We start from the raw sequence: 12,752 nt of genomic DNA, 5'->3' as shown, positions 1-12,752 counted from the left end.
TTCCCGCAAGCATGGTAGGCGCCGCCGGCTCTCAACGCAAAGCGGCACGCGTCTTGAAAGAGCTTCAAGAATTTCAGCGGAAATTCAAGAGATAACAAGGCAGGCGTGACTAAGGAACGAGAATAGTCGTCCCCGTTGTCCTGCGGCCTTCGAGATCCGAATGTGCTTTGCCGGCATCCTTCAGCGCATAGCGCTGGTTGATCTTGATCTCGACGGCGCCGCTGAGAACCACGTCGAACAGCGCGGCTGCGGAGGCATCGAGGTCCTCGCGTTTTGCGTTATAGACGAACAGCGTCGGCCTTGTGGCGAACAACGAGCCCTTCTGCGCCAAGAGCGACATGGAAAATGGCGGGATCGGTCCCGACGACTGGCCAAAACTGACGAACATGCCGAGCGGCCTCAGGCAGTCGAGCGAAGCCGGGAATGTGTCGTTGCCCACCGAATCGTAGACGACGTCGCATTTCCTGCCGCCGGTGATGGCGGCGACGCCGGCGACGAAATCCTGCTCCTTGTAGTTGATGACATGGTCGAAGCCGTGCGCCTTGGCGAGCTCGATCTTGTCGGTCGAGCTTGCCGTGCCGATCACGGTCGCGCCGAGATGTTTCGCCCATTGGCCGAGAATGAGCCCGACGCCGCCGGCCGCGGCATGGAACAGGATCGTGTCACCCGCTTTCACGTTGAAGGTCCGGCGCAGCAAATATTCGGCAGTCATGCCCTTCAGCATCATCGCGGCGGCCTGTTCGTCGCTGATACCATCCGGAATCCTGACGACCCGGCTGGCATCGATGACGCGTTCTTCGGCATAAGCTCCTGTCGTCACGGCATAGGCGATCCGGTCGCCGGGCTTCAGCCAATCGACGTCCTGCCCTACCTCCAGCACCACGCCGGCGGCCTCGCTGCCCGGAACAAGCGGAAAACCTCCGGGCGGCGGATAAAGACCGGAGCGATGATAGACGTCGATGAAGTTGAGCCCGATGGCCGTATGCCTGACCAGGATCTGCCCGGAACCCGGCTGGCCGGGATCGACGTCCTCATAGGTCAGAACTTCCGGACCGCCGTGGGCGTGGATACGGATCGCTTTGGACATGGATTGGGATTCCTCTGGCGGGTCAGGCCTTCTTGGCACCGAGATTTGGAAAGAACTGCATGATGCCGCCGATGCAGGCCAGATAAAGCCCGGTAACGGTAATGCCGATCTTGGTGAAAGTACCGACCTGTTCGCCCAGCACGCCGATCTGATCGTAGAAAGCTGCGAGAGCCGCCTGCGCAAGCGCGAGCGCGCCGAAGGCGCACCACAAAAGGGTCATTGTGAGATTGATGCGCCGCAGCCGCACCACCCGCACCGGATGGATGAAATTGATCGGGATGAAGGTCAGGATGCCAGCCACCACCACGACAGCGAACGACACCCATTGTCCCGGTTCGATGACGAACAGCGTGAACACCACCATGTTCCAGACCACGGGGAAGCCCTTGAAGAAATTCTCCTTCGTCTTCATGCCGGTGTCGGCATAATAGATCGCGCTGGAAACGACGATGATCGCAGCCGAAAGGAACGACAAGCCCTCGCCCATGAAGCCGCGCTGGTAGAGCGCGAAGGCCGGGATCAGCACATAGGTCACATAGTCGATGATGTTGTCGAGGAGTTCGCCCGACCAGGTCGGCAGGATTTCCTTGACCTCGAGCTTCCTGGCGATCGGCCCGTCGATGCCGTCGACGAACAGCGCCAGTCCCAGCCACCAGAACATTGCCGTCCAGCGCTCCTCGCTCGCCGCCACCAGCGACAGGAATGCAAGGAACGAGCCTGACGCGGTCAGCAGGTGGACGGAGAACGCCCTTGCCTGCGGCCAGGTGACCTTCTTCTTCGGTCGAGGAATCCGGTCCGCGATCTTCTTGGCGGCCTTTCTGGCCGTTGTGTTCTTGCTCACGGGCCCCGCCAATCCAGCTTGCAGATTTCGGCCGAGCGGCCAGCAAAATTCCAGTTGCGGCCAAAGGCCCGCATCTTGCTCTTGTCGGACCTCGCTACGATGATCTCCGGCGCGATCCAGTATTCGGAATTCGTGATCACCGTATCCTTCTCGCGATCCTTGCCGGCGATTGGCGTCACCGCGCCATCGATGATCTTCGGTATCTGGAAGATACGCGTCTTGTCCCGGGTCTCATAGGTGATCGGCGCCTGTTCCACACCCAGGAATTTTCCAACGAGGATCGACAGCAGCGACGTGGTCCCGCCCGCCTTGCCGGTGAAGATCTTCGTCAAGGCCTTGACCGCGTAAATCGAGGCGCGCTTGTCGATGAACAGGCCGGCGGTCCAGTTGCCTCGGCTCATATAGCCGGGGATTTCCATGATCAGCCCAAGGTTGAGGCCTGACAGGTCGACCTCGCCGAAATGACCGGCATCGATACGGAAACCCGCCCAGGTCTGGCAATAACCCTCGGTCGGAGGGTGACTGCCGAGCGACAGCACGCAAGGGCAAAAAACCGTGCAATTGCAGGAGAGTACGAGCTCTCCTTTCATTGCCCAGCCCTGATCTGTCATCGAATTTCCCCCACTGAAAGCGAGACTACTAGCAGCGCGGCTGCCCAGACAAGCAGTATCGCACCGGCCAGTCGGGTTGGAAGACTGCCCGTCATCTGTTTTTCAATCAGGGTGAATACGCCGATCAGCGCCATCCAGAAGATGTTCATCACGCCGACGGCGAACATCACCAGCATGAGCGCCCAGCAGCAGCCGAAACACCAGATGCCTTGCACGACACCGAGCCGGAAGACGCTGCCGGCTTTGGCGCTCCAGTTCGAAAACAGGATCGAGAACGGGTTGCGGCATTTCTTCAGGCAGGCCTCCTTGAGGCCGCTGAACTGATAGAGGCCAGCAACCAGCAATGCGAGCGCGCCGGCAATCCCAAGCACTGGATCGTAGATCTCGCTGGATGCGGCGACTGTGTGCACGCTGAGCGTCAGCGCCGAAAACAGCATCGAGGCAGCGAGCCAGACGCCGAGATAGCCGGCTACCAGCACCAGAGGATGAACGACCAGCTCGCCCTTGATCCGGGCTGTATCGGCGATCTCGCAATAGGTCCGGATCATCGGGGCCGCGGACGGCAGCATGGCGGCGATCGCCATCAGGAACCACATGACGACGAGCGCAACGGCACGCAAGCCGATGCTTGCGTCCAGCGGCGCCGGCGATAGGCAAAGCGCGAAGAACCGCTCCAGGAAATCGGGCAGCGGCAGTTGTGGCAAGTCGTGCAGGAGGGTGTCGCCGGGCGCTCTGCCTCGGACCTCGGCGCCGCGAATCGCCATCGCCCCGAGTAACAGCCAGGCGAATACGATGCCGGCGACGACGACGATGTTGACCGTCAAGCGCGGGTCGCGCGCGACATTTGCCATGGCGCGGCCGGCGCGGTCGAGATGGCTGAAATCGTCCTGGTGGCCGGTCATGACACCCGAATGGGCCGAATCGCCGCGTTGATCAAGCGGCATGATCTGACCTATATGCCTATCGACTGGCAGGTCTGGTGGCCCGCCTCGCATCGTAAGCCGGAAGCCGACCTTGGAGCATCAGGAAACAGCGCGCATACTGATTGCCGGCACCGGGCCTGCAGGGCTGATCGCGGCGCTCGCTTTCGCCGATGCCGGCTTTCCGGTGACGCTTGTCGGGCCCGAGGCGTCGGCCCCCGATGGTCGCACCACGGCGCTGATGAACCCTGCCCTGAAAGTGCTTGAGCGGCTTGATCTCCTCGAAGACATCAAACCCAAGGCCGCGCCTTTGAAAATCATGCGCATCGTCGACGCGACCAGCCGGCTGATCCGCAGTCCCGTCGTCACCTTCCGCGCCGCCGAGATCGACGAGGAGCAGTTTGGACTGAACCTGCCCAACAGCGTCCTTGGTCCGGCGCTTGCCGCCAAGGCAGCCGCGCATCCCGGGATCGAATGGCGCAGGTCGATGGTCGAGGCCTGGCATCTCGGCGCCGACAAGGCCCGCGCCGATCTCGCCGACGGCAGTGAGGTTGGCGCGTCGCTGGCGGTCGCCGCCGATGGGCGCCAATCGCCCGCCCGCGAGGCAGCGGACATCTCGACCGCCGCACGCTCCTACCCGCAAGCCGCGCTCGTGCTCAATTTCAGCCATGGCCGGGACCATGCCTTCACCTCGACGGAGTTCCACACCGAGACAGGCCCGTTCACCCAGGTTCCGCTGCCGGGCAATCGCTCAAGTCTCGTCTGGGTGGTCAAGCCCGAGACAGCCAAGGCGCTTGCCGCCCTGGATGACGCAACGCTTTCAATGCGGGTCGAGCAGCAGATGCAGTCAATGCTGGGTCGGGTCACCGTGGAACCGGGCAGGCAGATCTATCCGCTTTCGACCGTGACGCCCCTGCGCTTCGCGCGAGAGAGGGTCGCACTTGTCGGCGAAGCCGCGCATGTGTTTCCGCCAATCGGTGCGCAAGGCCTCAATCTTGGCATCAGGGATATTGACGACCTGGTTGGTATTGCGAGCGAAAATCGTGAGGATCCCGGCGGGGCCAAGGCCCTCGCCGCCTACGATTTCAAGCGTCGCCCCGATATTCTGGCGCGCAGCGGTGCAGTCAATCTCCTCAACATGTCGCTGCTTTCCGACATGTTGCCGGCGCAGATCGCGCGGGGCGCTGGTCTGGGCGTGCTCGGCGGTTTTGCGCCGCTGCGCGCCTTCTTCATGCGCGAAGGGCTTCGTCCAGGCAGCGGCTTTGCAGCACTTGTGGGTGGCCTGCGAAAGCCGGCGCGGCAGCGGTAGCGATCTTGCGGACTTTATCGCGACATCGCGACATCAATCAAAACCTTTGCGCCGAATTCTGCGTAGCTTGAAGACGCTCAAACGCTTCGGGATTGAATTGACTCGGAGTCTGCGCCAAATAAAGTCAAGGAATTCAGTGGTGAGTACGATGAAAACGGCCAAATTCGCGATCGGACAGGTGGTTCGCCACCGGCTGTTTCCGTTTCGAGGCATCATTTTCGACGTCGATCCGCAATTCGCCAACACCGACGAATGGTACGAAGCCATCCCCGCCGACGTGCGGCCTCGCAAGGATCAGCCATTCTACCATCTGCTCGCCGAGAATTCGGAAACCGAATACATAGCCTATGTGTCCGAGCAGAATCTGCTCGAGGACCGGTCGGGCGAGCCCGTTCGCCACCCGCAGATCAAGGAGATGTTCGACAAGAAGCCGGATGGACGCTACGAGCCGAAACGGCAGTCCAGGCACTGACCTTCCGGCACTCCAGCCGTCCGCCGGGAAATCCAGGGGCGGGAACGAAAAAAAGCGGGGCATGGCCCCGCTTTTTCTTTGGCGCCGGTCTTGGCCGGATGCCGGTGATCAGTTGGCGGTCTTCGCCTTGTCCTGCTCGTCCTTGAGCTTCTTGGCGAAGTCCTGGTTGTTCTTGGCCACGAAGTCCTGGAGCTTCTTCTGCCGGTCCTCGATGTCCGACTGCTGCAGCGGCGGGCCGTCATAGGCACCGCTGAAGCCCTGCAGCGCGATCTTGATCGGGTTGGCCTGGTTCTGGAAATTGATCGAGGTCAGCGTGATACCCTGGCCTTTCTTGAACGAGGCGACGAGCTGGTCGGTCAGCGGCACTTCCGCCACGCAACGATCCGGGAAGCAGATGACATAGTCGAGCTTCTGCGTCTTGCCGGTGTCGATCTGCAGGCCGATGCCGGGAGGCACGAGGCGGCCGGTCGGCACCGTGACCTGGAATACCTTGCGGTTAACCTTGCCCTTGAGTTCGATCAGGCTGACACCGGTGACGAGCTGGCCGTTGCCGGCGGTGACGATGTTCTGGACGTTGCAGATATCGACGTCTTCCTGCTTGGTGCAGGCCTTGAACCAGCCCTGAGGTATCTGCTGCTGTTGCTGCGCGGAAGCCGCGGGAAGTCCTGCGCCCAGAAAGCCGATCACGCCAGCGGCCATGACCGACAGGCGGTACGCGTTGCTGTTCAGGCTCGTCATGTCGTGCATTTCCTCTCAAATGATCCCGGAACCGGCTTCTCTGCGCCGCGTGGTCCAGCTACCTGTTGCCGAAATGAGGCAACAGAATGACTTCGGACGGCGTGTTACACTGCAAGCGGTGCCGAATCCAGCCCGCTCACTTGTAATTCTTGATGACACCATTGGCCGGCACGCAGCTGCCTCATGCTAGGGTGCTCACCGAATCATCAAGCCGACCTGTTAAGGAGACGGTCATGGGCCGCGTTCTTGTTTGGCTGATCACCGCGATATCGTTTCTCACCCTGTCGCTGCCGGCGCTGTCGGAGCCAAGATACGCGATTGCCATGCAGGGCGAACCGGCCCTGCCGCCGGACTACGCGCATTTCAGCTACGTCAATCCCGACGCGCCGAAGGGCGGCAGCATCACCTATTGCGTCGTCGGCAGCTTCGACAACCTCAACCCTTTCATTCTGAAAAGCCTGCGTACGACCGCGCGCGGCATGATGGACACGATCTTCGGCAATCTGGTCTTCGAGCCGCTGATGCAGCGCAGCGCGGATGAGGCTTTCACGCTCTATGGGCTGCTCGCCGATACCGCCGACATGGACCCGGAGCGCAAGAGCATCGAATTCCATCTCAACCCAAAGGCCAAATGGTCGGACGGACAGCCGGTGACACCGGAAGACGTGCTGTTCACCTATGATGCCTTTACGCAAAAGGGCCGCCCACCCTACAGCGACCGCATGGCAAGGATCGCCAAGCTCGAAAAGACCGGCGACCACAGCGTGCGCTTCACTTTCAACGACAAGGCCGATCGCGAATTTCCCCTGATCATCGCGCTGACGCCGATCATCCCCAAGCATGCCTTTGACATGGACACATTCGACAGGACGACGCTGAAGCCGTTGATCGGCAGCGGACCCTACACGATCGCGCAGGTGACGCCCGGCCAGCGCATCGTCTTCAAGCGCAATCCGGACTACTGGGGCAAGGACGTACCCGCCAAGCGCGGCTTCGACAATTACGACCAGATCACCATCGAATATTTCCTCAATGCCAACGCCAAGCTCGAAGCCTTCAAGAAGGGCCTTTGCGCCATCGACGACGACGGTGATCCGGTGAAGCGCGAGCGCGATCTCGACTTTCCCGCCTTCCACAGGGGTGAGGTGGTTTCCGAAACTTTCGACACTGGCATCCCGCCTGTCGTGACCGGTTTCCTGTTCAACACCAGGCTGCCGAAATTCTCCAACCCGGTGGTTCGGCGCGCGCTCGGCATGCTTTACGATTTCGAATGGGCCAACAAGAACCTGTTCGGCGGCAAATACACGCGCACGATGAGCTACTGGCAGAATTCCGAGCTCTCCGCGCTTGGCCACCCGGCCGACGACAGGGAAAGGGCGTTGCTGGCCCCCTACCCCGGCCGCGTGCCGGCCGAAATCATGGACGGTACATGGAAACCGCCGGTCACCGACGGTTCAGGCCAGGACCGCAAGGTGCTTAAGGCCGCTTTCGATCTCCTGAAAAGCATCGGTTACCGCGTGCAGGACGGCATAATGCTCGATTCTGACGGCAAACCTTTCGGATTCGAGATCCTGACCGCTTCGCAGGACGAAGAACGCTTGGCCGGCATCTACCAGCGCACACTGGAAAAGATCGGCATCAACGTCAGCATCCGCAGCCTGGACGGCGACCAGATCCAGTCGCGCAAGCAACGTTTCGACTTCGAGGTGCTGGTCGGCTCGAGCGGCTTCAACAATTCCTTGTCCCCGGGCATCGAGCAGATCGGGCGTTGGTCGTCCACTGCGGCCAGGACCGAAGGATCGTTCAATCTTGCCGGTGTCGCCGACCCGGCAATCGATGCCGCGATCGACGCCATGCTGAACGCACACACCAAGGAGGACTATGTCGCCGCCGTTCGCGTTCTCGACCGGTTGCTGATCTCGGGCAACTATATGGTGCCGATGCAGTACAACACGCAGCAGTGGCTGGCGTACTGGAATTATCTGGAACATCCGCGGAAGACGCCCATATTCGGTTATCAGCTGCCGACATGGTGGCGCAAACCGAACTGAAAATCCGGAGATCGAGATGAGCGAAGCGAACGCCATAACCGTTGATGTGGTGTCGGACGTCGTCTGTCCGTGGTGCTTCATCGGTCAGAAGCGGCTGGACAAGGCGGTTACCGCGGCCGGTGATGTAGATGTGCACATACGCTGGCGGCCGTTCCAGCTCGATCCGACCATTCCGCCGCAGGGCAAGGACCGCCGGGAGTATATGCTGGCCAAGTTCGGCAGCGACGAGCGCATTCGCGAGATCCATGCCCGCATCGAACCGCTTGGCGACGCCGAGGGCATTTCCTTTGCCTTCGATGCCATCAAGGTGGCGCCCAACACGCTGGATGCGCACCGCCTGATCCGCTGGGCTGGCGCCGCCAGTGAAGCGGTGCAGAACAGACTGGTCCGCCGCCTGTTCCAGCTGAATTTCGAGGAGGGCGTCAACATTGGCGACCATGCCGTGTTGGTCGAAGCCGCCCGCGAGGCCGGCATGGACGCATCCGTGGTGGCGACGCTCTTGCCGACCGACGCCGATGTCGAAGAGGTGCGCACCGAGATCGCCACGGCTTCGCGCATGGGCATATCAGGCGTGCCGTGTTTTCTGCTTGAAGGCAAATATGCCGTGATGGGCGCGCAGGACGTCGACACGCTGGCCGATGCCATCCGTGAGGTGGCGGCGGCCAAGGCCCGCGGCGAGCTGGACACAGTCGGCTGACCTGTCATTCCCTTCGCCTGCCGCGGAGACTTTTTCAGGTCATTGTTCGGCCTTTGGGACAGGGCCGTTGACACATTGTGACGGGCTGTTTTCCGGAATCTGGTTAGCCTGCAATGAAAAATCGGCAAATCCAACAAGCCAAAACAAGGTCACGAAATCGTGTGAATACCTTCCCCTGGGGAAGGTGTGTGTGCCACGTCATCGCACCCGGTAAACAAATGATATCATTATATTAAATCGCTTTTCAGCAGGCTTGCGCGCGACGTCCTGGAAACCCGCTCTGTTGCCTTGCCGACACGGCCGGCGCCCTTTATCCGGCCGCCCCTCTACAAAAATTAATGGAAAATGATCAATTGGTGTTACCATCCGTAACAAAACAAAAAAAGGTTTGGGCGGGATCGTGATTCGGATCGGCAGACGATCGCAGGAGTCAGTACCGGATGGACTACACAGCGGCGCCACAGGGCCGTCGCATTTGACGCCGGTATCCTCGATGCGCAGTTTCTGGGGGCTGATGCGGGCCTACTGGCTGTCGGATCGGTGGAAAGAAGCCTGGACGCTGACCATCGTCATCGCGCTGTTGACCGCCCTATCCAGCAAGGCCAGCGTTTGGTTTGCCATGGCTTCCGGCGAATTGGTCAATTCGATTGCCTTTCTCCACGATGCCGCCAATACCCGCCCGCTTGAGACCATCCTGACCAATGCCGGCATATTGGTGTTGCTGGTCGTTCTCAAGGACGTCGGCTTTACCGGCGTGCGCAATCTCGTCTCCGCGACCTTGCACCGCAAATGGCGTGGCTGGCTGAACGGCAAGTTCAACCAGGCCTTGCTCGACGGCAATCATACCCATTTCCATGCACAGCATGGGTCCGTGGCCGGCGGCGCCGTCACGCCCGACAACATCGACCAGCGCATCCAGGAATCGATCAAGGACATGACCGGCGGCGCTATAGGTCTCGCTATGGGCGTGCTGGGCCTGGCAACTTCGCTCTATTTTATCGGTCAGAACCTGATCCAGTCGTCGGTGGAGGTCAAAGGCCTGGAGTTCCTGGGTAGCTATGGCAGCGCTGTCCTCGCGCTTCTGGCTGTTGCCACTTACGTGCCGCTCAACACCTGGATCGCCGTCAAGCTCGGCAGCCTGCTGGAACGACTTAATATCCGCATGCAGAAAGCCGAGGGCAGCTATCGCGGCGAGCTGACGACATTCCTGCGCCGCAGCTTCCATGTCGCCGCGTCGCACGGTGAGGACGTGCAGAAGATGATGCACGACCGTCTCTACATCGATATCGATCGCACGTGGGGCCGGCTGAATGTCGTCAACACCAGTTATATGTCGTTCGAACTGATCTACAATTTCGTCGGCGCCCGTATCGTGGCCTATGCGCCGGGGCTCGTGCCCTTCATCCACAGCCGCTTGGACTACAAGGGCTACATCACGGGCTCGGAAATGGTCGCCCAACTTATCAGCCAGTGTTCGTGGTTCATCCATGTCATGCCTGCCATCGCCACGCTGCGTGCCAACAGCCAGCGTGTCACCGAATTGGCGAGAGCCATCGAGAACGTCCAGCACCCGCAGGAATTCTACAGCCAGACCGGCCGCTCGGACTTCCACTATGCCAGCCAGAATCCGGTTTTCGGCCTGACCATCCAGAAACTCGAATTGGCGCATCAGGGCGAGGATGCGACGCCGTTCCTCAGCGCCGCGAACCTGCGCTTCCGGCGCGGCGAGTGGACGTTCCTGAAAGGTGAATCCGGCTGCGGCAAGACCTCGTTGATAAAGGCGATCAACGGCCTCTGGCCCTATGGCCGCGGCACCATCGTCTTCCCCGACGGAGTGAAGAGTTTCTATGCCGCCCAGGAGGTCAAGCTGCAGCAGGTGTCGCTGAAACAGCTGGTCTGCCTGCCGGGCTCCGAACACGACCACGGCGATGCTCAAGTCGCGTCGGCGCTGCACAAGGCTGGCCTTGGTGACTTCATCGAACACATGGCCAATGAAAACCGCGAGGGCAAAAGCTGGGATCAGGTCCTGTCGGGCGGCCAGAAACAGAAGCTGGTGGTGGCCCGCATCATCCTGCAGCAGCCGGGCCTCCTGTTCCTCGACGAGGCGACCGGTGCGCTCGACCCGGAGGGCAAGATTGCCTTCCACCAGGCGATCAAGGACAATTGCCCCGATGTCACGGTGATCAGCGTCATGCATGAGGCGGTAGCGCCCAGATCGGCTGCCGGCACCGAGTTCTACCACTCGCTCGTCATGATCGCCGACGGTGTCGCCACCAAGAAGCCGCTGGTTCCGACCCTGCCCGTCGAACTCACCACGATCCTGGCCCAGCCACGGGCGGTCGAAGACAAATGGTTGCGTTTCTCGCGTCGGCTGAAACAGAAATAACGATGCATTCACTTCGACTTGCCGGACAAAACGGCAGTCGGCGATCACAGTGTCGCGATCGGAGCGATCAGGCACCGTTTTCCATCGTCACCGCGATTGACTCGGCAAGGCGCGCTCCTATGTTGCGCCGGCTTGCTGATAGTCAAACGCGAACCCGCAAGCAGAAAGGTCACCGCGCCATGCCTGGCGACAGTATTAGTCGAACGCAACCGCCGTCCGCCTAGACGTGACCTGAATGGTTCATGTCCTGCCGGACGGCAAGGAGTGAGCCATGAACGATTTCTTCCCTGTAGCGGACGACGAGGCCGTCGCCATCGCCCGCATCCTTGCAAACGACCATGTCGCCGACGTGGTCGAGGCTCTCAACCATGAATCGCGTGAAACCGCGACGGAACTGCTTTGCGCCGTACCCTTCGAGCGGCTGGTCGAGATTTTCGATCAGCCCGAACTCGAGAGTGCGCCTGAACTCGCGGAGGCCCTGCCCCGCTCCAAGGCAAGCAAGCTGCTCACCGCCATGTCTGTCGACCGGGCGGCCGACATCCTGCGCGAGCTCGACGAGCCGGCACGCTCCGAACTGCTCGGCGCGCTGGCGCCGCCGTTGCGCGCGACGTTGCTTTCCATTCTGGGCTATCCCGAAGGCAGCGCCGCATCGATCATGACGACGGAGTTCGTCAGCGTTCCCTCGGACTGGACCGTCGGGCGCACGCTCGACTATATCCGCAAGGTCGAGCGGACGCGCGAAACCGTCTACGCGATCTACATCGTCGATCCGCAGACGCACCTTCTGGTGCGGTCGACCGGCTTGCGCCGGCTCATCACCGGTGAGCCGGACGATCCGATCCTGTCGGTGGCGCCGGACCGCATGCCGGTCACGGTCACACCGCTGACCGATCGCGAAAACCTGGCGCAGACGATCTCCAAATACGACCTGCTCGCCGTCCCGGTCGTCGACCATGGCAAGATTCTCGGCATCGTCACCATCGACGACATCATCGATACGATGATCGAGGAAACGACGGAGGACGTGCACCGCTTCGGCGGCATGGAGGCGCTCGACGAGCCCTACATGAAGATGAGCTTCCTCGCCATGATCCAGAAGCGGGCCGGCTGGCTCTGCGCCTTGTTCCTCAGCGAAATGCTCACCGCCAACGCCATGCAGAGCTACGAGAGCGAGTTGGAGAAGGCGATCGTGCTCACCCTTTTCATCCCGCTGATCATGAGTTCCGGCGGCAATTCCGGCTCGCAAGCGACCTCGCTGGTTATCCGCGCGCTAGCACTGCGCGAGATCGGCCTCGGCGACTGGTGGCGGGTTGCGCTGCGAGAATTGCCGACCGGCCTCGTGCTGGGATCGATCCTTGGCGTTGTCGGTGTCTGCCGTATCACGCTGTGGCAGTATTTCGGTTTCTACGATTACGGCCCGCACTGGCCGCTGATTGCAGCGACGGTTGGCACAGCGCTGGTCGGCATCGTCACCTTTGGCTCCCTCTCGGGGTCGATGCTGCCGTTCGCCCTGAAACGGATCGGGTTTGATCCCGCCAGCGCATCGGCGCCATTTGTCGCGACGCTGGTCGATGTCACCGGGCTGGTGATCTACTTCTCGGTGGCGCTCGTCATCCTGCGCGGCACCCTGCTCTAGCACT

The 12,752-nt window shown here is 61.1% G+C and carries 11 protein-coding genes; 6 read left to right on the top strand and 5 right to left on the bottom strand.

Going from position 1 to position 12,752, the window contains the following annotated elements:
• Positions 1 to 109: 109 nt before the first annotated feature.
• The 4 genes from EB815_RS22570 to EB815_RS22555 are packed head-to-tail and all read right to left on the bottom strand — an operon-like array spanning position 110 to position 3,483.
• On the bottom strand, positions 110 to 1,087 hold the full coding sequence (locus EB815_RS22570; RefSeq protein ID WP_056577271.1) for a quinone oxidoreductase family protein: 978 nt from the start codon (positions 1,085 to 1,087) through the stop codon (positions 110 to 112).
• A 22-nt stretch (positions 1,088 to 1,109) separates the two neighbouring features.
• Positions 1,110 to 1,928, bottom strand: coding sequence for a phosphatidylcholine synthase (gene pcsA, locus EB815_RS22565; protein ID WP_056577267.1), 819 nt, complete (start codon positions 1,926 to 1,928; stop codon positions 1,110 to 1,112).
• Entirely contained in the window at positions 1,925 to 2,539 is a 615-nt protein-coding gene (locus tag EB815_RS22560; RefSeq protein ID WP_056577265.1) for a DUF1326 domain-containing protein, read from the bottom strand. Before EB815_RS22560 ends, pcsA begins: the two co-directional genes overlap by 4 nt.
• Entirely contained in the window at positions 2,536 to 3,483 is a 948-nt protein-coding gene (locus EB815_RS22555; RefSeq protein ID WP_081294736.1) for a DUF2182 domain-containing protein, read from the bottom strand. The genes EB815_RS22560 and EB815_RS22555 overlap by 4 nt, the downstream gene beginning before the upstream one ends.
• A gap of 70 nt (positions 3,484 to 3,553) precedes the next feature.
• Here EB815_RS22555 and EB815_RS22550 point away from each other — a divergent pair, with 70 nt between their 5' ends.
• Both EB815_RS22550 and hspQ read left to right on the top strand, forming a co-directional pair.
• Complete coding sequence (locus EB815_RS22550; protein ID WP_056577262.1) at positions 3,554 to 4,768, top strand: UbiH/UbiF family hydroxylase; 1,215 nt, start codon at positions 3,554 to 3,556, stop codon at positions 4,766 to 4,768.
• Positions 4,769 to 4,916: 148 nt separating this feature from the next.
• Positions 4,917 to 5,240 (top strand): heat shock protein HspQ, encoded by a 324-nt coding sequence (hspQ, locus tag EB815_RS22545; protein WP_056577259.1) that lies wholly within the window; start codon positions 4,917 to 4,919, stop codon positions 5,238 to 5,240.
• Between the two features lie 108 nt (positions 5,241 to 5,348).
• On the opposite strand, the gene EB815_RS22540 is transcribed toward hspQ, so the two are convergent.
• Positions 5,349 to 5,978: an invasion associated locus B family protein gene (locus EB815_RS22540; protein ID WP_056577459.1), complete on the bottom strand. Its 630-nt coding sequence runs from the start codon at positions 5,976 to 5,978 to the stop codon at positions 5,349 to 5,351.
• 233 nt (positions 5,979 to 6,211) lie between these two features.
• On the opposite strand from EB815_RS22540, the gene EB815_RS22535 reads away from it, so the two are divergent.
• From EB815_RS22535 to mgtE, 4 genes are all read left to right on the top strand, one after another.
• Positions 6,212 to 8,029, top strand: a complete 1,818-nt coding sequence (locus tag EB815_RS22535) for an extracellular solute-binding protein (RefSeq protein WP_056577256.1) — start codon at positions 6,212 to 6,214, stop codon at positions 8,027 to 8,029.
• Positions 8,030 to 8,045: 16 nt separating this feature from the next.
• Positions 8,046 to 8,726 (top strand): DsbA family oxidoreductase, encoded by a 681-nt coding sequence (locus tag EB815_RS22530; RefSeq protein ID WP_056577253.1) that lies wholly within the window; start codon positions 8,046 to 8,048, stop codon positions 8,724 to 8,726.
• A 493-nt stretch (positions 8,727 to 9,219) separates the two neighbouring features.
• On the top strand, positions 9,220 to 11,112 hold the full coding sequence (locus EB815_RS22525; RefSeq protein WP_056577250.1) for an ABC transporter ATP-binding protein/permease: 1,893 nt from the start codon (positions 9,220 to 9,222) through the stop codon (positions 11,110 to 11,112).
• A gap of 271 nt (positions 11,113 to 11,383) precedes the next feature.
• Complete coding sequence (gene mgtE / locus EB815_RS22520) at positions 11,384 to 12,748, top strand: magnesium transporter (protein WP_056577247.1); 1,365 nt, start codon at positions 11,384 to 11,386, stop codon at positions 12,746 to 12,748.
• Positions 12,749 to 12,752: the final 4 nt, after the last annotated feature.

This window comes from Mesorhizobium loti (assembly GCF_013170705.1).
GTDB lineage: Bacteria > Pseudomonadota > Alphaproteobacteria > Rhizobiales > Rhizobiaceae > Mesorhizobium > Mesorhizobium loti_D.
This window is presented reverse-complemented; position numbering and strand designations above follow the sequence as displayed.